The 20,703-nt window shown below is 56.9% G+C and carries 21 protein-coding genes, 1 tRNA gene and 1 pseudogene; 8 read left to right on the top strand and 15 right to left on the bottom strand.

From position 1 onward, the window contains the following. Positions 1–82 precede the first annotated feature (82 nt). Together QTO30_RS10205 and QTO30_RS10200 are read right to left on the bottom strand one after the other, a co-directional pair. Positions 83–158, bottom strand: a tRNA-Ala gene (locus QTO30_RS10205). 84 nt (positions 159–242) lie between these two features. After that, positions 243–566, bottom strand: a complete 324-nt coding sequence (locus tag QTO30_RS10200; RefSeq protein WP_340424041.1) for a TIGR02300 family protein — start codon at positions 564–566, stop codon at positions 243–245. Positions 567–674: 108 nt separating this feature from the next. Between QTO30_RS10200 and QTO30_RS10195 the strand changes: the two genes are divergently transcribed. Together QTO30_RS10195 and QTO30_RS10190 are read left to right on the top strand one after the other, a co-directional pair. Beyond that, positions 675–1,364, top strand: a complete 690-nt coding sequence (locus QTO30_RS10195) for a M48 family metallopeptidase (protein ID WP_340424040.1) — start codon at positions 675–677, stop codon at positions 1,362–1,364. 31 nt (positions 1,365–1,395) lie between these two features. After that, entirely contained in the window at positions 1,396–2,046 is a 651-nt protein-coding gene (locus QTO30_RS10190; protein WP_340424039.1) for a GntR family transcriptional regulator, read from the top strand. Here QTO30_RS10190 and QTO30_RS10185 read toward each other — a convergent pair. The 10 genes and pseudogenes from QTO30_RS10185 to sucC all read right to left on the bottom strand — a co-directional run bounded on the left by QTO30_RS10185 (position 2,036) and on the right by sucC (position 13,140). Next, complete coding sequence (locus QTO30_RS10185; RefSeq protein WP_340424038.1) at positions 2,036–2,878, bottom strand: tellurite resistance TerB family protein; 843 nt, start codon at positions 2,876–2,878, stop codon at positions 2,036–2,038. The two genes, QTO30_RS10190 and QTO30_RS10185, sit on opposite strands and share 11 nt — an antisense overlap. A gap of 212 nt (positions 2,879–3,090) precedes the next feature. Continuing rightward, a pseudogene (gene lpdA / locus QTO30_RS10180) lies at positions 3,091–4,481 on the bottom strand (dihydrolipoyl dehydrogenase). A 39-nt stretch (positions 4,482–4,520) separates the two neighbouring features. Then, the gene (locus QTO30_RS10175) at positions 4,521–4,931 is read right to left on the bottom strand and encodes an MAPEG family protein (RefSeq protein WP_340424037.1); all 411 of its coding nucleotides are present in this window, start codon (positions 4,929–4,931) and stop codon (positions 4,521–4,523) included. A gap of 22 nt (positions 4,932–4,953) precedes the next feature. Beyond that, positions 4,954–5,394: a hypothetical protein gene (locus QTO30_RS10170; RefSeq protein ID WP_340424036.1), complete on the bottom strand. Its 441-nt coding sequence runs from the start codon at positions 5,392–5,394 to the stop codon at positions 4,954–4,956. A gap of 69 nt (positions 5,395–5,463) precedes the next feature. Continuing rightward, positions 5,464–6,651 (bottom strand): 2-oxoglutarate dehydrogenase complex dihydrolipoyllysine-residue succinyltransferase, encoded by a 1,188-nt coding sequence (gene odhB / locus QTO30_RS10165; protein WP_340424035.1) that lies wholly within the window; start codon positions 6,649–6,651, stop codon positions 5,464–5,466. After that, entirely contained in the window at positions 6,651–9,611 is a 2,961-nt protein-coding gene (locus QTO30_RS10160; protein ID WP_340424034.1) for a 2-oxoglutarate dehydrogenase E1 component, read from the bottom strand. The genes odhB and QTO30_RS10160 overlap by 1 nt, the downstream gene beginning before the upstream one ends. Then, complete coding sequence (locus QTO30_RS10155; protein WP_340424033.1) at positions 9,608–10,411, bottom strand: hypothetical protein; 804 nt, start codon at positions 10,409–10,411, stop codon at positions 9,608–9,610. The genes QTO30_RS10160 and QTO30_RS10155 overlap by 4 nt, the downstream gene beginning before the upstream one ends. A gap of 58 nt (positions 10,412–10,469) precedes the next feature. After that, positions 10,470–11,351 carry a succinate--CoA ligase subunit alpha gene (gene sucD, locus QTO30_RS10150; RefSeq protein ID WP_340424032.1) on the bottom strand — a complete coding sequence of 294 codons (882 nt, stop codon included), beginning with the start codon at positions 11,349–11,351 and terminating at the stop codon, positions 10,470–10,472. Positions 11,352–11,408: 57 nt separating this feature from the next. Further along, positions 11,409–11,942 carry a hypothetical protein gene (locus tag QTO30_RS10145; RefSeq protein ID WP_340424031.1) on the bottom strand — a complete coding sequence of 178 codons (534 nt, stop codon included), beginning with the start codon at positions 11,940–11,942 and terminating at the stop codon, positions 11,409–11,411. Between the two features lie 4 nt (positions 11,943–11,946). Then, positions 11,947–13,140, bottom strand: coding sequence for an ADP-forming succinate--CoA ligase subunit beta (gene sucC / locus QTO30_RS10140; protein WP_340424030.1), 1,194 nt, complete (start codon positions 13,138–13,140; stop codon positions 11,947–11,949). 203 nt (positions 13,141–13,343) lie between these two features. Here sucC and QTO30_RS10135 point away from each other — a divergent pair, with 203 nt between their 5' ends. Then, complete coding sequence (locus QTO30_RS10135; RefSeq protein ID WP_340424029.1) at positions 13,344–14,348, top strand: glycosyltransferase family 2 protein; 1,005 nt, start codon at positions 13,344–13,346, stop codon at positions 14,346–14,348. A gap of 18 nt (positions 14,349–14,366) precedes the next feature. On the opposite strand, the gene QTO30_RS10130 is transcribed toward QTO30_RS10135, so the two are convergent. Both QTO30_RS10130 and mdh read right to left on the bottom strand, forming a co-directional pair. After that, positions 14,367–15,566: a hypothetical protein gene (locus tag QTO30_RS10130; protein ID WP_340424028.1), complete on the bottom strand. Its 1,200-nt coding sequence runs from the start codon at positions 15,564–15,566 to the stop codon at positions 14,367–14,369. A 99-nt stretch (positions 15,567–15,665) separates the two neighbouring features. Further along, a complete protein-coding gene (mdh, locus tag QTO30_RS10125; RefSeq protein WP_340424027.1) occupies positions 15,666–16,628 on the bottom strand; it encodes a malate dehydrogenase in 963 nt (320 codons plus the stop codon). A 159-nt stretch (positions 16,629–16,787) separates the two neighbouring features. Between mdh and QTO30_RS10120 the strand changes: the two genes are divergently transcribed. Further along, positions 16,788–17,543: a sulfite exporter TauE/SafE family protein gene (locus QTO30_RS10120; RefSeq protein ID WP_340424026.1), complete on the top strand. Its 756-nt coding sequence runs from the start codon at positions 16,788–16,790 to the stop codon at positions 17,541–17,543. 15 nt (positions 17,544–17,558) lie between these two features. Here QTO30_RS10120 and QTO30_RS10115 read toward each other — a convergent pair whose 3' ends face one another. Beyond that, a complete protein-coding gene (locus tag QTO30_RS10115) occupies positions 17,559–17,873 on the bottom strand; it encodes a hypothetical protein (RefSeq protein ID WP_340424025.1) in 315 nt (104 codons plus the stop codon). 196 nt (positions 17,874–18,069) lie between these two features. Between QTO30_RS10115 and QTO30_RS10110 the strand changes: the two genes are divergently transcribed. From QTO30_RS10110 to QTO30_RS10095, 4 genes are read left to right on the top strand one after another with little or no spacing between them, the layout of a single operon-like run. Continuing rightward, entirely contained in the window at positions 18,070–18,912 is an 843-nt protein-coding gene (locus QTO30_RS10110) for an HpcH/HpaI aldolase/citrate lyase family protein (RefSeq protein WP_340424024.1), read from the top strand. Continuing rightward, entirely contained in the window at positions 18,909–19,463 is a 555-nt protein-coding gene (locus QTO30_RS10105; protein WP_340424023.1) for an NnrU family protein, read from the top strand. Before QTO30_RS10110 ends, QTO30_RS10105 begins: the two co-directional genes overlap by 4 nt. Positions 19,464–19,467: 4 nt before the next feature. Beyond that, positions 19,468–19,671 carry a DUF1737 domain-containing protein gene (locus QTO30_RS10100; protein WP_340424022.1) on the top strand — a complete coding sequence of 68 codons (204 nt, stop codon included), beginning with the start codon at positions 19,468–19,470 and terminating at the stop codon, positions 19,669–19,671. Further along, complete coding sequence (locus QTO30_RS10095) at positions 19,668–20,693, top strand: MaoC family dehydratase (protein ID WP_340424021.1); 1,026 nt, start codon at positions 19,668–19,670, stop codon at positions 20,691–20,693. Before QTO30_RS10100 ends, QTO30_RS10095 begins: the two co-directional genes overlap by 4 nt. Positions 20,694–20,703: the final 10 nt, after the last annotated feature.

The raw sequence follows: 20,703 nt of genomic DNA, 5'->3' as shown, positions 1-20,703 counted from the left end.
ACTGTAACACCTCAGTGTAACAACCCACAAAAATGCCCCATGATTTCATAAACTTACTGTACTCACTCTGTAATATGATGAATGGTGGAGCCTAGGGGAGTCGAACCCCTGACCTCTTGCATGCCATGCAAGCGCTCTCCCAACTGAGCTAAGGCCCCATCCTGACAACGTTTCGCTGTGCAACGGTTGTCTATGCAGCGCACCGGGCGAGATCAAGTGCAAATCGCGCCCGCGCGGTTTGTTTATTCGTCGTCGTTTGTCGCGACGTCTGCCAGTTCATCCAACGACACCGTGTCATCGTCGTCATCTTCCAGCACATCATCGCCCAGATCAACGTCATCGCTGTCGTCGTCATCGTCGAGTACCAGATCCTCTTCATCAGAGGCTTCTTTTGCTTTCGCTGTCTGTGCGTCTTCGGCATCCGCGACCATTGTGCGGGTCTTGGACGTATCCACAGTCACCTCATTGCCCGTGTAGGGGCTGATGATTGGCGTGGCGTTCAGGTCGTAAAAGCGTTTGCCGGTTTCGGGGCAAAGGCGCTTTGTGCCCCACTCTTCCTTAGGCATAGGCTATCCCTTCAAAAATGTCGTCTTCCCTTGCGGGTGATCGGTGCCAACTGCCATAAGCAGGGGGCGTGTCAAAGCCTTTGGCACAGGAATGATAAGAAGTTGGATATGGGCCGTCATACGCTTGAAGGCAACCCCCCGATCGATGTGATTATGCGCCATTCCGCACGGGCCAAGCGGTTGTCGCTGCGAATCTCGCGGCTCGATGGTCGTGTGACCCTGACGATGCCGCATAGCGCAGCGAAACGCGAGGGAATCGCCTTTTTGCGCGCAAAAGAGGCGTGGCTGCGCGGTCATTTGCAGGAGATGAAGCCCGCGGTCCCAGTTGCTGTAGGACAGTCAATTCCGGTGCGCGGCGTCCTGACACCCGTCGTTTTAGGGCAGGGCAGGAGTGCGCGGATCAACACCGATCATATCGCCGTATCCGCGTTTTCGCCCGTTGCACCGCAGGTCAAGGCGCTGATGCGCCACGCGGCGCGCGATGCACTGGCGGCTGCCTCTGACAGATATGCCGGTCAGCTGGACAGAACCTATCGGCGCCTGTCGATCCGCGACACCAGATCGCGCTGGGGATCTTGTTCAAGCGAGGGTGTCTTGATGTATTCTTGGCGCCTGATCATGGCCCCGCCTGCGGTGTTGGATTACGTGGCCGCACATGAGGTCGCGCATCTGGTTGAAATGAACCATCAGCCTGCATTCTGGGATATCGTGGCGCGGCTTTGCCCGGATTTTGAAATCCACCGGCGTTGGTTGCGTGCTGAAGGAGATATTCTGCACCGCGTTATCTTCGATGATTGACCAACCTGAAATTTGTGATCACAAATAGCCTATGATGATCCAGCCGCGCCCACAAGATAGTACTACCGCTGCACATGAGCGCGTTTACCGTGCACTGCGCACGCAGATCATGCACGGAGAAATCGCACCCGGAGAGGCGCTGACACTGCGTGGCATCGGCAAAACCTACGACGTGTCAATGACCCCGGCCCGCGAAGCCGTGCGCCGTTTGGTGGCGGAAGGTGCGCTTTTTCTGTCGTCATCTGGCCGGGTCTCGACCCCTGCATTGTCGAATGAGCGAATTGAGGAGTTGGCTACACTACGCGCGCTACTTGAACCAGAGTTGGCATCACGCGCCCTGCCACGTGCGCACTTTGCGCTGATTGATCGATTGGAAGCGATCAACCAAGGCGTCAATCAAGTTATCACACGGCATGACGCAACGGGATACATTCGCATGAACCTGGAGTTCCACCGCACGCTTTATCTGCGCGCGCAGGCACCGGCGATGCTGGCGATGGCTGAAACTGTTTGGCTGCAATTGGGGCCGACAATGCGGGCGCTGTATGGGCGCCTGAATAGGACAGAGCCACCTTATCACCACAAACTGATCCTATCGGCGCTTAAGGCCGGGGATGAGCCCGGGTTGCGCCTTGCTGTACGGGCAGATGCCACGCAAGGCCTGCGGATGCTCAAAGGGTAGGTTGATAGATATCAAGGTCTTCGAGGGAAAGGCTCATCACACGCCGGAAATCTTCACCTGGCATGCCAATGCCATGCGCTAGATTTGTCAGAAAGTCGTACTCTGGCGGGATGATCCGGCCGCTGGCCAGCCCCACAAAGAATGCACCGCGCATCATCGTATCTTTCTCTGCGTCTCGCAGGCCTTTGCCAAAATCAAGAAAATCCTGCGGTGTCAGATCCATATCGATATGATCTGATATGCGTACGACTTCGGTCGATTGGATGTTCTGGCGGGTTAGGCGACTGGCTGCTTTTGTGATCAGCGTAATCTCATTCGAGGCAACGATACCGTCACATTTCGCCATGTAGCACATGGCCGTCAAAATGCGTTGTGTCGCCTTTTTGCGCATCGGTGATGACGGGTCCAGACCCATCAGCGATTTTAACCGACGCAGAATGACAGCAAACAGGGCAAGGCCCAGCGCGACCCAGATGCCATAGTTCTGGATGGTGCGCTGCATACTATTACGCGCCTCTGATGGCAGGCTTGCATCAATCAGGTTCAGCGATTGTGCCGTTTCCATTTGTTGGGGGCTGAAAGGCCGCTCAGCTTCTCCGGCGCATTGATCGATAGCAAGCACATAACCAACAATGCTGCTCGACATGGTGTATCCCAGAATGCGCAGATCGCTTGTTTGATGGCATAGGGATAATGGTGCACCACTGGGGGCTGTGATCTCGGTATCCGCGACATATTCGAGGCTGGTGAACATACCTGAATTGGCCGTAAAGGCTTGGGCCGGGCCAGAGATCAGAACACTCATCAATAGGGCAACAATGAAACGCTTCATGCGGGTTTCTCGAACTTGGTTAATCAACGGTGCAGCCAAAAAAACGCATAATCGTGGCGCAACTATGGTTTTATCCGCGTCTGATCGTGAAAAAAGCAAGCTTTAGACAAGGCAATGTGTTGTTTTTGCTACGAGTGTTCCTTCGGTGCCGCAAAAACAGCAGTCAGCCCGTCACATGTGACAGGCTGTGCCGAACACGAGCCGAGCCGTGGTTATGCATGAATAGCCCCATCGCCACAGGCGAGTGCGGCTTCACGCACGGCCTCGGAATAGGTGGGGTGTGCGTGGCATGTGCGTGCAAGGTCTTCGGCTGCCGCCCCGAATTCCATCGCGACGCAAATCTCATGGATCAGGTCGCTTACCATGGGGCCAATGATATGCGCACCCAGCACACGGTCGGTCGTGGCATCGACGAGGATTTTGACGAAGCCGTCGCCAGCGAAATTCGCCTTGGCGCGTGCGTTGCCCATGAAGGGAAATTTGCCGACCTTATAGGCACGGCCTTGTTCTTTCAGGCTTTCTTCGGTCTCGCCGACATTGGCGACCTCGGGGTGCGTGTAGATCACACCGGGGATCACGCCGTAATTCACATGCGGATGTTGGCCAGCGATGCCTTCGGCAACGGCCATGCCTTCGTCTTCGGCTTTATGCGCCAGCATAGGCCCATCGATGGTGTCACCGATGGCGTAGATACCCGCAACATTGGTTGCGTATTTGGCATCCGTCTTGATCTGGCCACGCGCTGACATCTCAATGCCCAGCGCGTCGAGGCCAAGGCCGTCGGTGTAAGGTTTCCGGCCCGTGGCGACCAACACGGTATCAGCTTGCATGGTGTGTTCGCTGTCATCTTTGCGCAACTTGTAAGAGACGGTGGCCTTGTTGTTCTTCACGGATACGCCTTGGACAGCGGCACCAAGCGTGAACTTAAGCCCCTGTTTTTTCAATGTTCTTTGGAAAACCTTGGCAATCTCGGCATCCATACCGGGGGTGATGGCGTCGAGGAATTCGATCACCTCAACCTCTGCGCCAAGGCGGGCATAGACAGAACCCAGTTCTAGCCCGATCACGCCTGCGCCGATCACCACCATCTTCTTGGGCACCTTGCCCAGTTCCAGCGCGCCGGTGGATGTGACGACTGTCTTTTCGTCGACTTCGACGCCCGGCAGGGAAGACGCTTCTGAGCCGGAGGCGATGACGATATGCTTGGCGTCATGCACCTCGTCTCCGACCTTGACCTTGCTTGGCTTCGGGGATGGAGCCCCAACCTTTCAGCCAATCTACTTTGTTCTTTTTGAACAGGAATTCGATGCCACCGGTGTTCTGGGCAATTGTCTCTTCCTTGTAGGTCAGCATCTGCTTCCAGTCGACGGACGGTGCTTTGCCCTTCAGACCCATGGTTGCGAAGTTGTGTTCTGCTTCATGCAGCATATGCGTCGCGTGCAGCATCGCCTTGGACGGGATGCAGCCCACGTTCAGGCAGGTGCCGCCAAGCGTTTCCCGCCCTTCGACGCAAGCCACTTTCATACCCAGTTGGGCGCAGCGGATCGCGCAGACATAGCCGCCGGGGCTTAGCACCGATTACGATAACGTCATAGCTGGACATGAAGGTCTCCTTGGGTGGCACAGCCAGTGCATATGTTTGTCATATTATTGCTGACAGTATCATCAGCATGGTTGAGAGAAACCCCACAAACCAGATCAGCGAACGCCAGGGGGCGAGGCCGAGATAATAGGCGGGGATGTAGAGGATGCGGGCACCGAGATAGACCCAAGCACAAGCGGCACTAAACCCGGTGCCCTTGTCACCAAGTGTGATGACGACGACGGCGATGGTGAAAAGGATCAGTGCCTCGAAATGGTTGTTCATTGCGCGGATCAGGCGGCCGGTCTTGTCGCTGACCTGTTCGACCATGGGTTTACCCATGCGGCTGGTGTCGCGGGGTGAGAGGGTCTTGCCGGGGCCAAGTTCGATGTTAGCTGGGACGGCCATGAGGCAGAACTGGACGCCTTGGAGGAGGGCGGCTAGGCCTAAGACGGTGAGTTCGGGGGTCATGGGGTTTGCACGCTTTGACTTTTCATTGCGCAATACCAATTGCCGCAAGAATCTCTACTTTTGAGAAAACAAGAAAGATTGCTGCTAATATCAATAAAAACAGTTGACCCTTCTCATATCTATTTTGTTTCAAGCCAAGTTTGCTCTTCTCGTTCTCTAACATCGTCTTGAATTCTGCCTGAAACTCGGGCCGAGTTTGAGCAACCTTAGATGCGTCCTCTGCAATTGTCTTGCTCATAACCATCGCGGTGCCAACGCCATCAAGAAACTTCAACCCTAGTAAAAAACTGACTGACCAAAAGAGTAATGAAATGAGCAACAAACGAGTGTCCAAAGTGGTGATGTTTGGATCAATGGTCGCAAGGGCGTATCCAATTCCAGCGCCTGCAGAACTCATCAAAAAGTAGCAACGTCGCTCATTGGCTCGCCACATCTCGAATACGATTTCTTTTGATGTACTCATGAATTATGAACCCCGCCCGGCTTGCCGGGCAGCGCCCGCCCCGAGGTCCGGGCGCTGCCCTATGTTGCATTAGAGGTCCATCAACAACCGCCGTGGGTCCTCAAGCGCTTCTTTCACGCGCACAAGGAAGGTCACCGCCCCTTTGCCGTCCACGATCCGGTGGTCATAGGAGAGTGCGAGATACATCATCGGTCGGATCACGATTTGACCGCCAATCGCCATCGGACGGTCCTGGATTTTGTGCATCCCAAGGATGCCCGACTGTGGCGGGTTCAGGATGGGCGAGGACATGAGCGAGCCATAGACCCCACCGTTGGAGATGGTGAAGGTGCCGCCCTGCATTTCGGCCATGCTCAGCTTGCCATCACGCGCTTTGGCGCCTTTTTCGGCAATCGTTTTTTCAATCGCGGCAAAGGACATCTGATCAGCATCATTGATCACCGGCACCACAAGACCCGTGGGTGTGCCTGCGGCGATCCCCATGTTGACGTAGTTTTTGTAAACCACGTCGGTGCCGTCGATTTCGGCATTCACCTCTGGCACCTCGTTCAGGGCGTGCACGCAGGCCTTCGTAAAGAAGGACATGAAGCCGAGTTTGACGCCGTGCTTCTTAAGGAACAGGTCTTTGTATTCGTTCCGCAGCGCCATCACCTCGGTCATGTCGACCTCGTTGTAGGTGGTGAGCATCGCGGCGGTGTTCTGACTGTCTTTCAGACGCTTGGCGATGGTCTGGCGGAGGCGGGTCATTTTCACGCGTTCTTCGCGCTCCGCCTGTGACGCAGCGACCGGTGCGCGTGGGGCGGCAGCAGGCGCAGGGGCAGGGGAGGCCAGTGCGTTCAGCACATCCTCTTTCATCACGCGGCCATCTTTGCCCGTGCCTTTGACGTTGGATAGGTTGTTTTCGGCCATCAGTTTTTTGGCTGATGGGGCGTCTTCAACGTCTTTCGCGGCTACCGCGGGTGCAGGTGCTGCTTCTGCCTTGGGCTCTTCTTTCTTGGCTGCGGGTGCTGGCGCTGCATCGCCTTCGGCGATTTGGGCCAACAACGCGTCAACGCCGACGGTTTCGCCCTCGGCGGCCACAATCTCGGACAAGGTCCCGGCAACCGGGCTTGGTACTTCAACCGTCACCTTGTCGGTTTCCAGCTCGCAGAGCATTTCATCAACGGCCACGGCATCGCCGGGTTGTTTGAACCATGTGGCGACAGTGGCCTCTGTCACGGATTCGCCAAGGGTTGGGACGCGGACTTCGGTGCTCATTACTTTGTTCCTTTGATAGTCAGCGCATCATCGACGAGGGCTGTTTGTTGGGCTTTATGCTGGCTGGCCAGACCTGTGGCGGGCGAGGCGGCTGCCGCGCGCCCTGCATAGACGGGCCGTGTGTGTTTGGCTTTGATCCGGGTGAGGACCCATTCAATGTTGGGCTCCATGAAGGACCATGGGCCCTGATTCTTGGGTTCCTCCTGACACCAGACCATTTCGGCGTTCTTGAACCTTTGCAGCTCGTTGACGGCCGATTGTGCGGGGAACGGATAGAACTGTTCGAACCGCATGATGTAGACGTCTTTGATGCCGCGCGCGTCGCGTTCTTCCAGCAGGTCGTAGTAGACCTTGCCCGAACACATGACGACCCGTTTGATTTTGTCATCAGCGACCAGTTTGGTGTCCGAGTTGCCTTGCTGCGCATCATCCCAGAGAACACGGTGGAAGGAGGACCCAACGGTGAATTCTTCCCGCTTGGACACTGCCAGCTTGTGCCGCAGCAGTGACTTGGGCGTCATCAGGATCAGCGGTTTGCGGAAGGTCCGGTGTAGCTGACGGCGCAGCAGGTGGAAGTAGTTCGCTGGCGTCGTACAGTTCGCCACGATCCAGTTGTCGCCGCCGCACATGGTCAGGAACCGCTCCAGACGGGCGCTGGAGTGTTCGGGCCCTTGTCCTTCGTAGCCATGTGGCAGCAGACAGACGAGGCCAGACATGCGCAGCCATTTGCTTTCGCCCGAGCTGATGAACTGGTCGAACATGATCTGCGCGCCATTGGCGAAATCGCCGAACTGGGCTTCCCACAAGGTCAGCGCGTTGGGTTCTGCCAATGAATAGCCGTATTCGAAACCAAGGACCGCGTATTCGGACAGCATCGAGTCAATGACTTCGTACTGTGCCTGCCCGTCGCGGACGTGGTTCAGCGGATAGTACCGATCTTCGTTTTCCTGATTGATCAGGCCGGAGTGCCGGTGGCTGAACGTGCCGCGTGTACAGTCTTGGCCGGACAGCCTGACAGGGTAGCCTTCCGTCAGGAGAGAGCCGAACGCAAGCGCTTCGCCTGTTGCCCAGTCGATCCCTTCGCCGGTTTCGAACATCTTCGCTTTGCTGTCCAACAGGCGGCCAACGGTCTTATGCAAGGGGAAATTCTCGGGCGCTTTCGACAGCGCCTCACCGATGGCATTGAAGGTCGCGTCCTCAATTGCGGTCACGCCGCGCTGGTAGTCTTCGTCCTTGCGATCCAAGTGAGACCACTTGCCGTCCAGCCAATCGGCCTTGTTGGGTTTGAAGTTCTTGCTTAAGCTTTCGAATTCTTCATTCAGGTGCGCCTGGAACGCGGCCTTCATGTCTTCGATTTCGCCTTCGGGGATCAGCCCATCGCTGACCAGCCGTTCGGTGTAAAGCGTCAGCGTAGTCTTTTGCTTTTTGATCTTCTTGTACATCACCGGGTTGGTGAACATCGGCTCGTCGCCTTCGTTGTGACCAAAGCGGCGGTAGCAGATGATGTCCAGCACCACGTCTTTGTGGAACTTTTGACGGAATTCTGTGGCGACACGGGCTGCGTGCACCACCGCCTCTGGATCGTCACCATTCACGTGGAAGATCGGCGCTTCCACCATCAGCGCGATGTCGGTGGGGTAGGGGCTGGAGCGGCTGAAGTGCGGTGCCGTCGTAAAACCGATCTGGTTATTCACGACGATATGCATGGTGCCGCCGGTCTTGTGACCTTTCAGGCCGGAGAGACCAAAACCTTCGGCCACAACGCCCTGACCTGCAAAGGCCGCGTCTCCGTGCAGTAGGATGCCCATGACGCGGGTGCGGTCCGTATCTTTCTTTTGGTCTTGCTTGGCGCGGACCTTGCCAAGAACGACGGGGTTCACGGCCTCAAGGTGCGAGGGGTTCGCGGTCAGTGAAAGGTGCACGGTATTGTCATCAAAGCTGCGGTCTGAGGACGCACCAAGGTGGTATTTCACGTCACCCGACCCATCAACATCCTCAGGCTTGAACGACCCGCCCTGGAATTCGTTAAATATCGCGCGGTAAGGCTTTTCCATCACGTTTGCCAGTACCGACAAACGACCCCGGTGCGGCATGCCGATAATGATCTCATCAAGGCCCAGCTGGCCGCCGCGTTTGATGATCTGCTCCATCGCCGGGATCAGGCTTTCGCCGCCATCAAGGCCGAAACGCTTGGTGCCCATATATTTGACGTGCAGGAATTTCTCGAAACCTTCGGCCTCGACCAAGGAGTTCAGAATCGCCTTGCGCCCTTCCTTGGTGAAGGCGATTTCCTTGCCGTAGCCCTCAATCCGCTCTTTCAGCCAACCGGCCTCTTCGGGGTTGGAGATGTGCATGTATTGCAGGGCGAAGGTGCCGCAATAGGTGCGCTGCACGATGGCGATAATTTCGTTCATCGTTGCCATTTCGAGGCCAAGGACGTTGTCGATAAAGATCGGGCGGTCCATGTCTGCAGCAGCGAAGCCGTAGGACGCCGGGTCCAGCTCAGGGTGCGGTGTGTTTGCGCGCATGCCCAGAGGGTCGAGATTGGCAATCAGATGGCCCCTGATCCGGTAGGCACGGATAATCATCAGCGCGCGGATACTATCGAGCACGGCGGCGCGGACCTGCGCTTCGCTGAGTGCGACGCCTTTCTCGGCGGCTTTCTCCTTGATCTTTTTGCCAGCTGCTTCCGGCTCGGCGGGCCACTGACCATCGAGGGCGGCGGTCAGATCATCGGCAGGGGTAGGGGGCCAATCGGCGCGGGCCCAAGAGGGGCCAGCGGCCTCGGATTTCGCATCCGCTGGCGCATCGCCCAAGGACCGGAAGAACGCCTGCCAGCTTTCATCGACTGCACCGGGGTTATCGGCGTAGCGGGCGTAAAGTTGCTCCACATACTCCGCGTTATGGCCTTGCAGGAAAGAGGAGGCGTGGAAGACGTCGTTGGGGGAATGATCGTTCATGAGGGGACCTCATTGCAAGGAAAGTCGGTTGATGGGTACTCAGGGTTACTGATGGCAAAGTAAGCATTGGGGAGTAGATGTGGTTCTGCCGGGTCAAGCAGTTCTTCTTGCGAGGATGCGTCTGGCAAGACCAGTTCAACGAAAGTGGGTTTTTCGCCATCGCAAACGTGCCATGACAACAAAGGCCAATCAGGACCGTAGGTTGATCTTGCTGGGTGTTCTCCAAACCGCTGCTCAAAAGTTTTGACCAGTTCAGTCGGCGATTCCTCTCTGATAGCCGCGCTACAGCCTACGCCTAGCGCTTCAATACTGAAGTCTTTCATTACAGTAATGTGGCCACCAACAAACTGCCTTTTGAAATTGCCGCCAACTTCCTCAGTTGTCGCAACAATTTCAGTTCGGTAAAGCCGATAGCGTTCGGCGTAGGAACCTCGGTCAGGCAGTTGGGCATAATTGGTCATCACATTGCCTGGACTAAGAAACATGACAGTTGCAGCCGCCGAGAATAGAACTGCCGTCGCATTGGAGACAGGCGCTTCTATCCGCTCAAAAGAACCTTGTGCGTCAAGTGCCTCAAGAGTGAGACGCGTGTTCGTTGCACCCACGCAAGCATCAAGTAGGTCGGAAATTACCTGCTCTTGCTGGTTTGCGCTCGATGGCTTCGGAATGGGCGACAGGCACAGCGCGAGAACGCCAACTTTGCAAGTCGTCAAAAGCCCACCGAGCAAACGTGTGACGTCACAGTTTGATAACTGAAACGACGTCGCAAAACCGGTCTTGATGGCTGTCGCGGGTCCCATGTGTTTCTCCGTAGGGCGGGGGCTCCCCCGCCGTTGTTTGTGTGGGGCAGGCCCTGACCTACCCAATCGCTTCCAGCACAGCCTCGCCCAGTGTCGCCGGGCTGTCGGCCACCACGATCCCCGCGGACTTCATCGCTTCGATCTTGCTTTCCGCGTCGCCCTTGCCGCCAGCAACAATCGCCCCGGCGTGGCCCATGCGGCGGCCGGGAGGGGCTGTGCGCCCGGCGATGAAACCGGCAACCGGCTTCCAGCGCCCCTTTTTCTTTTGGGCGGTCAGGAATTCGGCGGCTTCTTCTTCGGCCGATCCGCCGATTTCGCCGATCATGATCATCGAATGCGTCTCGTCGTCATCCAAGAACATATCCAGCACGTCGATATGTTCGGTCCCTTTGATCGGGTCGCCGCCGATGCCAACGGCAGTGGACTGGCCCAAGCCGCTGTCAGAGGTCTGTTTCACTGCTTCATAGGTCAGCGTGCCGGAACGTGACACAACGCCAACCGATCCGCGTTTGTGGATGTGGCCGGGCATGATGCCGATTTTGCAAGCGTCGGGTGTGATGATGCCGGGGCAGTTGGGGCCGATCAGGCGCGAGGTGGAGCCTTCCAGCGCCTTCTTCACACGCATCATGTCCAAAACAGGGATGCCTTCAGTGATGCAGATGATCAGTTCCATTTCGGCATCGATGGCCTCAAGGATTGAGTCTGCTGCAAAGGGCGGGGGCACGTAGATGACAGAGGCATTGGCCTCGGTCACGGCTTTCGCCTCATGCACCGAGTTGAAGATCGGCAGGTCGAGGTGGGTCTGCCCACCTTTGCCGGGGGTCACGCCGCCGACCATTTTGGTGCCGTAAGCAATCGCCTGCTCAGAGTGGAATGTCCCCTGCGAACCGGTGAGGCCCTGGCAGATGACTTTGGTGTTTTCGTTTACGAGAATGGCCATGTTGTTTGGTCCTTGAATTTGCTTTCTTATGCCGCCGTTACTGGGGCTGGATTTAGGTCAGGGGCTTTTGCAGGCCCTCAATTGCGCTTCGGACGAATTGAGTGTGCGGCCGTAAATCTGTGTCAGGTCGTTGGCTAGCACGTGCATCACAATTACTTGCATATCAGCGTTAGGGAACGCTATCTGCCATTCGAATTGTACGGCATCACTGTTCCGCCGCAGCGGTGTGGGTGCTGGCAAATCCCAAAGATCGGCAAAGGCGTTAGTTAGGTCTGGTCCAAACTTATCTCCGGCGCCATAGACGCTGACCGAGAGAGCCGACTGCATTCTTCCGTTTCCAATCTCGTACGAACCGACCAGATACGAGGAACCGCTTCGATCGCCGTATTCGAATGATGTGTACCCTTCTCCCACCTCACCCTGTCCAGTTGGCAAAAGGTTGTACGCTGCCGCACTGGTCTCTGCGTTCTCTAGGCAAGGCATTTGAGATCGCACTTTTTCGAATAATTCCGCTGCTTCCTCTGGGCTAAGTGCCAACACAGAGGAACCTGACAACCCAACCATCAGAGCAGTTGCAAAGAGGAATTTCAACGATCTACCCCTTCACCGCCTTCACGATCTTCTGTGCGCCGTCTTTCAGGTCGTCCGCCGCGATCACGTCGACGTCGGAGTTGTTGATGATGTCCTTGCCCTGCTGCACGTTCGTCCCTTCGAGGCGGACGACTAGCGGCACTTGCAGGCCGACCTCTTTCACCGCTGCCACCACGCCCTCGGCGATCACGTCGCAGCGCATGATGCCGCCGAAGATGTTCACGAGGATGCCTTTGACGTTGGGGTCAGAGGTGATGATCTTGAACGCCTCGGTTACTTTCTCTTTGGTCGCACCGCCGCCGACGTCGAGGAAGTTGGCAGGTTCGGCACCGTAGAGTTTGATGATGTCCATTGTCGCCATGGCCAGGCCTGCACCGTTCACCATGCAGCCGATTTCGCCGTCGAGTGCGATGTAGTTGAGATCAAATTTGGACGCAGCGAGTTCTTTCGGGTCTTCTTCTGTCTCGTCCCGCAACGCGGCCACATCGGCGTGGCGGTAGACCGCGTTGCCGTCGAAGGCGACTTTGGCGTCGAGCACTTTCAGGTCACCACCGTCGGTCACGATCAGCGGGTTGATCTCCAGCATCTCCATGTCTTTCTCGACAAAGGCTGTGTAGAGCTGGCCCATCAGTTTCACGCATTGCTTGACCTGATTGCCCGACAGGCCGAGTGCGAAGGCCACGCGGCGGCCGTGGAACGGCTGGTAGCCCGTGGCGGGATCAACGGTGAAGTTAAGGATTTTTTCAGGGGTTGAGGCCGCGACCTCTTCAATATCCATCCCGCCTTCGGTGGAACACACAAAGCCGATGCGGCTGGTCGCGCGGTCCACAAGCAGGGCGAGATACATTTCTGTTTCAATGCCGGAGCCGTCTTCGATGTAGATACGGTTGACCTGCTTGCCTGCGGGGCCGGTCTGGTGCGTGACCAATGTGCGGCCCAGCATCTTTTTGGCTTCCTGCGCGGCTTCCTCGACCGATTTGGCCAGACGCACGCCACCGGCTTCCCCTGCGTCAGCCTCTTTAAACTTACCCTTGCCCCGGCCACCTGCGTGGATTTGCGCCTTCACGACCCAAAGCGGTCCGTCGAGTTCGCCAGCGGCGGTTTTGGCATCCTCTGCGCGGGTCACAGGGCGACCATCCGACACGGGCGCGCCATAGCTGCGCAAAAGAGCTTTGGCCTGGTATTCGTGAATGTTCATGGGGACAATTCCAATTTGGCTACAGTTGGTCGCAGCTAAACATGGAAAAATGCGCGGTTATAAGCGAAAAATGCCAAATCATCCGAAATTCGCACATTTGTGATCACACTAAAAATTGCTGTGATCACAAATTAGCATGTCGCTTGGTTTTTATTGGCTTTATTCAGTTTTTAAAGATTCGTGTTGATGGTAGCAAAGATGCTATGGCGAAAGACGACACAACTTGGGCCGTTGTCGCGACGGTGGATGAGCCGCCCGCATTGGTGCAGGCGTTTGTGGCGTGGCATCTGTCTTTGGGTGCCGCGCAAGTGTTCATCTATTGCGACCGCCCCGACGATCCTGTGCGGGATATGCTGGCGCATCTGACCGCGGTCACGGTGGTCCCTTGTGATGAGGCGCATTGGCTCAGGGTCGGCAGGAGCCGTCCGCGTCGGCATGAAGTACGGCAGGTCCGCAATGCGCGCGACGCCTATGCGCGCACCAAGGCGGATTGGATTTTGCACTGCGATGCGGATGAGTTTATCTGGGCCGGTCGTTCTGCCTCATCGGCGCTTGGAGACGTTTCAGAAGAGGTTGAATGTCTGGCCGTTCCGGTGGCAGAGCGCCTTGGAGTACCGGACGAGAGCATCTTTGACGGTGCATTTCGGCGTCCCTTTCGCGAACCGACCAAGACGGGGCGTCAGCTATTTGGTCCCGACTATGACCTGACCTATCGTGGCCTGACAGGCCATTCGCAGGGCAAGGGTTTTGTGCGCTGTGGCCGATCTTTGCAGATGTCGATCCATCGTCCACGCCCATTGCAGATTGATGGGGAGGTGGTGGTAGCACGTGCTGATGTGAACGCGCTTGAGCTGTTGCATTTCGAAGGTCTGACCCCGGTACAATGGACCTTTAAACTGTCTCGCATGGTGCATGCCTTGGCCGAGATGGATGGCATGCCGCCGTCAAAACACCGACGCCGTCAGGCAGATGCGTTGATCGCGGACCCAAATGACAGGTTGGGGCTGTATCAGCGCTTGAAATGCCCAGATGATGCGACCGTTGCGCTGTTGAAGCGATTTGATCTTTGGGCTGATCCTCCATTCGATCCCACCGCAGCCATTCAACACTACTTCCCGGATCAAGCCGTCGATCTGACGCCGCAGGCCATTGATGCATGGCTGCGACGCAAAAAGGCGCGGGTTTTGTCGTTTCTGCACAGCGACTGATAGCAGGAGCAAGGTGATCTAGTTGAAAACGATCATGTAGAGCCCCGCGTCGCCACCGAGCATCCGGCTGAACTGGTTGAGGCTTTGACCCGACATGCGTGTCCCTTCTTCCAGATAGGGCAGAACACCTTCGCCTTGGATGATTGCGATGATGTCGATCTCGGGTGGATTCTGCATAGCTTTGGCAAGATTGATGCCTGCACCGCTGCCCAATCGCCAGTGCGGGATCAGCAGGTCACCTTTCAGGACGGCCTCGGCCTCTGCCAGGACCATGCGCCATTGGCTGCCCACGTCAGCGGGAAACTCGAGCGGCAGGACACTGGTCTGGTTAGGGTTCGGGATCCATTCCAGCTTGTCGTCGGTTTCGGTTGCGACGCGCGACCAGAAGGTCTGGTTGTCGGCGATCATGGCAAGGAAGTGGGCATGCGCGTTGCGTGACCGTTCCACATCGGGCTGGCCTTCAATGGCGTGGATGAACATCGCCACGACGTCGACCCAATTGTCTTCATCCGGCATGAAGATCATTTGACGGCTACCATCGTTAAGGGCTTCCATGGCCGCGGCACTGTCGGTGACGCGTTGAATAGCGGTGGTGGGATCAAGGGCCAGAACCGTTTCGCTGACCCCGGACAGCAGGTGCGCATAGGCTGACAGCCATGCGGCGTCCGAGGTGTCAAAGCGCACGATGGGTGGCGTGGCTGTGCCATCCAGCCCGCGATTGAGCTGTGAGGCGGCCACTTCCAACATACCTTCGCCAGCTTCGCGCGTCCCATTGGCGTTGATATCGAACCATAGATCAGCGGTGTTGATTGTCACGCCAACATCGTCGGCATCGGTGATCGTGTCGAGCGCGGCGAGGCTGCCCGCAAGATCGTCAAGGGCGGTTGCGAATGTATCGGCGATAGCTTCCGGCTTGAAGGGGACGGCATCCGGGTTTGGTGGCAGGGGCAAGCGCAGAAAGGGCAGGTCGCTCATCTCAGCCATGTCGCGGTTGATTTGCGTGGCGTAAAGCGTTTGCAACGCGCCTTCAATGGCGCCTAAGAAGCGGACGCCGCCGAGTGCAAACTGGTCAGACGCGGTTTGGTTGGTGATTGCGGACAGGTTGGCCTCGGTCGCGGCGAGACCGTTTTGTGCGATCATCGCAGAATAGTCCGTTTCGGCATTGGCGGTCGTGGCAATGGTGATACTGGCCAAAGCGATGGCAGTTGGGAAACGCATGTGATTACTCCTTCTAGCTATTTGAACATAATTCATGAACATTGTTCAGTCAAGATGCAAAAAGAAGAGTGCTAGCGTAGCACCCTTCTTCGATCTGTTTTAAGACAGGCTGTCGTCGATGCCTTTGCAGGCCTCAACCAAACCCTTCACGGCGTCGACGGATTTATCGAACATCGCTTGTTCTTCTTTGTTCATCTTGATCTCGACCACGCGTTCGATGCCACCGGCACCGATGACGGTGGGCACGCCAACGTAAAACCCATCAAGGCCGTAAGCGCCATCAACATGAGCTGCACAAGGCAGCAGGCGCTTTTGATCTTTGAGGTAGGCTTCGGCCATTTCGATGCCGGATGTGGCAGGGGCGTAGAAAGCGGAGCCAGTTTTCAGCAAGCCAACAATTTCGGCACCGCCATCGCGTGTACGCTGCACAATCGCGTCGAGCTTTTCCTGTGTCGTCCAGCCCATGTCCACCAGATCTGGCAACGGGATGCCCGCCACTGTGGAATAGCGTGTCAGCGGGACCATCGTGTCCCCGTGGCCGCCCAGAACGAAGGCTGTGACGTCGCGCATGGAGACATCGAATTCTTCGGCAAGGAAGTGACGGAAGCGTGCGCTATCCAGAACACCGGCCATGCCGCAAACCATATGGTGGGGCAGGCCAGAGAATTCGCGCAGCGCCCAAACCATCGCGTCCAGCGGGTTCGTGATGCAGATAACGAAGGCGTTCGGCGCGTGGGCTGCGATGCCTTCGCCAACGGATTTCATGACTTTCAGGTTGATGCCCAGCAGATCATCGCGGGACATGCCCGGCTTACGGGCCACGCCAGCTGTGACGATGCAAACGTCTGCGCCAGCGATGTCTTCATAGCTGTTGGCACCTTTGAAGCTGCCGTCGAATTTGGCAGCCGGGCCGCTTTCGGCGATATCAAGCGCCTTACCTTGTGGGATGCCTTCTGCGATATCGAAGAGGACAACATCGCCGAGTTCTTTGACAGCTGCGAGGTGTGCAAGCGTGCCGCCGATTTGTCCGGCGCCGATAAGGGCTATCTTGGGTCTGGCCATTGAAACAGGTCCTTTGGTGATTTGGTTTCGGCAATTGGGGTAAGGGTTTGCGGCCCTGCGCGCAAGAGTGCCGCATCGCGGCATCGGCCAATGCCTGGTGGCCAAGCTGACGTCAAACCGCTAACGAGACGTGAATGAAGGACAAATCGGTGTGCTCAAGTGATTGACTTCGGATGGGAATTTTTTGTGGTCGGCATCCCAGCTATCATATTCGGCGGGATTTCGAAGGGTGGTTTTGGGTCAGGTGCGGCATTTGTCGCTGGCGCGATTCTAGCGCTTGTTGTGCCGCCGGGCGTCGCTTTGGGCATCGTTTTGCCACTGTTTATGCTGGTCGATGCGGCGACGCTGAAACCCTATTGGGGCAAATGGCACTGGCCATCTGCCAAGGGGCTAATGATTGGCGCGATACCAGGATGCATCATTGCCGCGTGGTTGTATGCGTCGGTGGATGCAGATGTATTCCGGGTGTTGATCGGGCTGATTTGCCTGGCCTTTGTCGCCTTTCAATGGTCGCGCGCATTGGGTTTGCTGACCGTCAAACAGATGCCGTTTTCGACACCTCTGGCTTGGTTTGCAGGTATGGTGAGCGGATTTACCAGCTTTGTCAGCCATGCGGGCGGGCCGCCCTCGGCGGTGTTTCTGCTCTCACAGGGTCTTAGTAAGACGGCATATCAGGCGACCACCGTTGTCGTCTTTTGGGCGATCAATTGGATGAAGGCGGTCCCCTATGTGTTTCTGGGCATCTTCAGTTGGGACACAATCATGGGCAGCTTGGTCTTGGCGCCCTTCGCACTGCTTGGGGCATGGATCGGCGTAAAGGCCCATCACCTTGTCCCCGAGCGTCTGTTCTTTGGTCTGACCTACGTGTTGTTGGTGCTAACCGGTGTCCGGCTTATCTGGATCGCATTGGCGTAAGCCGGACCGCCGACGTCAGCTTTGGCTGTCAAAGTTCGCCAAAGGTTCGTTCACATATTGATAGGCTTGCCCGGCGGCGACCAGACAGGTTGGCCCGCCCGGGCGCGTCACAGTGATCGTCCACGATCCGGTGTCCATCGAGGCAAAGACCTCAACCACCGCATTGTCGCTGCCCAAACCGATGGATTGCTTGCTTTCACCATAGCGTTCGCCCAGCCGTTCGACCACCGTCGCGTGGTCTGCACAATTGCCGGTTTGCGCCTGTGTCTGTTGTGCTGCGATAATCATCGCGCCAATCCCGAAGGACATCAGAAAGAGTGTGCGTCTCATTTGGTTTCCCTTTTGCGAAGTCGGTCACAGCGAAGTGCCGCGACCTTGCAAGTGGATCAAATTGTCCGGGCAACATGCGCTAAATTGGTTAACACACCGTAACGATGCATCCCGTCGCTGCGTTGCGGCATTTTTGCCTTGAATGATCCGCTCAAATCTGGCGTTCTCAGCGCAACTTTATTGCGAGGAAGATTCGATGCATAACCGCCCTTACCGTTCCGCACTTTACATCCCCGGGTCCAAGGATCGGGCGTTGGACAAAGCGCGCGGGCTGCCGGTTGATGTGATCCTCTTTGATCTGGAGGATGCGGTCGCGCCCGATGCCAAAGTTGCGGCACGCGATACGCTGTATGCCGCCTTGGCGGATGGCGAGTATGGTCAACGGTTGAAGGTTGTGCGGATCAACGGGCTTGATACTGAATGGGGTGCCGCTGATGCCGCCGCCGTTGCGGCGATGGAATGCGATGCGATATTGCTGCCGAAGGTAAATGGCCCCGCAGATGTGGACGCGCTGGCGGCCTTGGTCCCTGATCTGCCGATGTGGGCAATGATGGAAACGCCGCAAGGGATTTTGAACGCGCAAAGCATCGCGGCGCATCCACGGATTGCGGGGTTTGTGCTGGGGACGAATGATCTGGCGAAGGATTTGAATTCGCGGACCCGCGCCGCGCTGATGACATCCTTGCAGCTTTGCATGTTGGCCGCGAAGGCTGCGGGGATTGTGGCGCTTGATGGCGTCTATAATGCGTTCAAAGATGAAGATGGGTTGCGGGCTGAATGCGCCGAGGGTCGGAACATGGGCTTTGACGGTAAAACACTGATCCACCCGGCGCAGGTCGCGATTGCGAATGCCGCCTTTGGCCCGACCGAAGACGAGATTGATCTGGCCCGCCGCCAGATTGAAGCCTTCGAGGCCGCCGAAGCGGAAGGGCAGGGGGTTGCTGTGGTCGATGGTCGCATCGTTGAGAACTTGCATATTGTCACTGCGCGGGCGACGTTGGCGAAATCCGCAGCTATCGCCACGTTGGAGACTTCATGACACTTCTTGTTGCAGGCGTTGCCCTTTGGTGGGCGGCGCATTTGTTCAAACGACTTGCACCGGGGCCAAGGGCCAAGCTGGGTGAGCCCGGTAAAGGCCTGGTCGCCATTCTGATTGTGGTCAGCATCGTGCTGATGGTGCTGGGGTATCGCGCCGCTGATGGTGCGGTGTACTGGGGTCGTGATCCGATGTGGGTTGGGATCAATAACCTCCTGATGATCTTGGCCTTCTATTTCTATGCGGCCAGCGCGGCGCAGGGTGCGAAAATCTGGCTGGGGACGAAAGTACGTCACCCGCAACTCACGGGTTTTTCGATCTGGGCGATTTCGCATTTGCTCGTGAATGGTGACACACCGTCATTCGTTCTGTTTGGCGGTCTTCTGGCTTGGGCGGTCGTTGAAATCTTGTTGATCAATGCGCAGGACGGACCTTGGCAGCGGCCTGACCGTGCCCCGGCGAAGAAAGAGGTTGTGGCGATTGTTGTGACGGTCGTTGTGATGATCATTGTGATGGCCATTCACTATGCGCTGGGCGTGACACCTTGGGGATAAGCGAATGAAGATTTACAGATTGCTGACCGAGGACGATACCTCGGACTTCTGTCACAAAGTGTCTGAAGCGCTGTCCAAGGGTTGGGAACTTTATGGCGATCCGACTTATGCCTATGACCATGCCAATGGCGTGATGCGCTGTGGGCAGGCGGTGACCAAGGATGTCGACACACCGTATTCCAAAGACATGAAACTGGGGCAACAATGAGCAAGACAAATGCAGGCCGGTTTTTTGAAGACTATACCGTCGGCGATGTGATCACCCATGCCGTGCCGCGTACGATTTCGGGTGGAGAGCGGGCGATGTACCATGCGCTTTATCCGGCGCGCGGGGCGCTTTATTCGTCGGATGAGTTCGCCCGTGCCTGCGGCCTGCCTGCGTCGCCAGTGGATGATCTGGTCACCTTTCATATGGTGTTTGGCAAGACAGTACCGGACGTGTCGATCAATGCAGTTGCGAACCTGGGCTATGCGGAGGGGCGTTGGGTGCGCCCGGTTTATCCGGGCGATACGCTGACCTCGCAGTCTGAAGTGATTGGGGTGAAGCAGAACTCGAATGGCAAATCCGGCGTTGTCTGGGTCCGCACCACCGGGCGTAATCAGCACGACGAAGAGGTCCTGAGCTATGTGCGCTGGGTGATGGTACGTAAGCGCGGGGATGGCGATGCGCCTGAGACAGTTATTCCAAAACTAACAGATGCGGTTGCGGCAGCGGATATTGTTGTGCCGGAGGGGCTGACCTTTGCTGACTATGACTTCACGCTGGCGGGTGAGCCGCATCGCATGAGTGATTGTGCAGTGGGTGAAGTGATCGACCATGTCGATGGCGTCACCATCGAAGAGGCTGAACATATGTTGGCCACCCGCTTATGGCAGAACACTGCGAAGGTGCATTTTGATGCGACCAACCGGTCCGATGGGAAACGGCTGATCTACGGTGGTCATGTGATCTCGCTGGCGCGGGCCCTGTCCTTTAACGGGTTGGCCAATGCACAGATGATTGTTGCGCTGAACGGCGGTGCGCATGCGAACCCCTGTTTTGCGGGGGATACCGTACGCGCTTGGTCAGAGGTTTTGGATATGGCTGAAACTGATGCCCCGGGTGTAGGCGCAATCCGACTGCGGCTTGTTGCGACCAAAGGCGATGCGGATGTCTTGCGCGGCGATGATGGCAAGTACAACCCCGATGTACTGCTTGATCTGGATTATTGGGCACTAATGCCGATCTAGCCGATCAGTT

It is taken from the genome of Yoonia sp. GPGPB17 (genome assembly GCF_037892195.1).
Lineage (GTDB): Bacteria > Pseudomonadota > Alphaproteobacteria > Rhodobacterales > Rhodobacteraceae > Yoonia.
Note: the sequence above shows the minus strand (reverse complement) of the source record. Positions and strands in the feature narration are given on the sequence as shown.

Excerpts from the sequence above, each read along its gene's own strand:
- QTO30_RS10200 (WP_340424041.1), bottom strand. The coding sequence starts at position 566 with ATGCCTAAGGAAGAGTGGGGCACAAAGCGCCTTTGCCCCGAAACCGGC.
- QTO30_RS10195 (WP_340424040.1), top strand. The coding sequence starts at position 675 with ATGGGCCGTCATACGCTTGAAGGCAACCCCCCGATCGATGTGATTATG.
- QTO30_RS10190 (WP_340424039.1), top strand. The coding sequence starts at position 1,396 with ATGATGATCCAGCCGCGCCCACAAGATAGTACTACCGCTGCACATGAG.
- QTO30_RS10185 (WP_340424038.1), bottom strand. The coding sequence starts at position 2,878 with ATGAAGCGTTTCATTGTTGCCCTATTGATGAGTGTTCTGATCTCTGGC.
- QTO30_RS10175 (WP_340424037.1), bottom strand. The coding sequence starts at position 4,931 with ATGACCCCCGAACTCACCGTCTTAGGCCTAGCCGCCCTCCTCCAAGGC.
- QTO30_RS10170 (WP_340424036.1), bottom strand. The coding sequence starts at position 5,394 with ATGAGTACATCAAAAGAAATCGTATTCGAGATGTGGCGAGCCAATGAG.
- odhB (WP_340424035.1), bottom strand. The coding sequence starts at position 6,651 with ATGAGCACCGAAGTCCGCGTCCCAACCCTTGGCGAATCCGTGACAGAG.
- QTO30_RS10160 (WP_340424034.1), bottom strand. The coding sequence starts at position 9,611 with ATGAACGATCATTCCCCCAACGACGTCTTCCACGCCTCCTCTTTCCTG.
- QTO30_RS10155 (WP_340424033.1), bottom strand. The coding sequence starts at position 10,411 with ATGGGACCCGCGACAGCCATCAAGACCGGTTTTGCGACGTCGTTTCAG.
- sucD (WP_340424032.1), bottom strand. The coding sequence starts at position 11,351 with ATGGCCATTCTCGTAAACGAAAACACCAAAGTCATCTGCCAGGGCCTC.
- sucC (WP_340424030.1), bottom strand. The coding sequence starts at position 13,140 with ATGAACATTCACGAATACCAGGCCAAAGCTCTTTTGCGCAGCTATGGC.
- QTO30_RS10135 (WP_340424029.1), top strand. The coding sequence starts at position 13,344 with ATGGCGAAAGACGACACAACTTGGGCCGTTGTCGCGACGGTGGATGAG.
- QTO30_RS10130 (WP_340424028.1), bottom strand. The coding sequence starts at position 15,566 with ATGCGTTTCCCAACTGCCATCGCTTTGGCCAGTATCACCATTGCCACG.
- mdh (WP_340424027.1), bottom strand. The coding sequence starts at position 16,628 with ATGGCCAGACCCAAGATAGCCCTTATCGGCGCCGGACAAATCGGCGGC.
- QTO30_RS10115 (WP_340424025.1), bottom strand. The coding sequence starts at position 17,873 with ATGAGACGCACACTCTTTCTGATGTCCTTCGGGATTGGCGCGATGATT.
- QTO30_RS10110 (WP_340424024.1), top strand. The coding sequence starts at position 18,070 with ATGCATAACCGCCCTTACCGTTCCGCACTTTACATCCCCGGGTCCAAG.
- QTO30_RS10105 (WP_340424023.1), top strand. The coding sequence starts at position 18,909 with ATGACACTTCTTGTTGCAGGCGTTGCCCTTTGGTGGGCGGCGCATTTG.
- QTO30_RS10100 (WP_340424022.1), top strand. The coding sequence starts at position 19,468 with ATGAAGATTTACAGATTGCTGACCGAGGACGATACCTCGGACTTCTGT.
- QTO30_RS10095 (WP_340424021.1), top strand. The coding sequence starts at position 19,668 with ATGAGCAAGACAAATGCAGGCCGGTTTTTTGAAGACTATACCGTCGGC.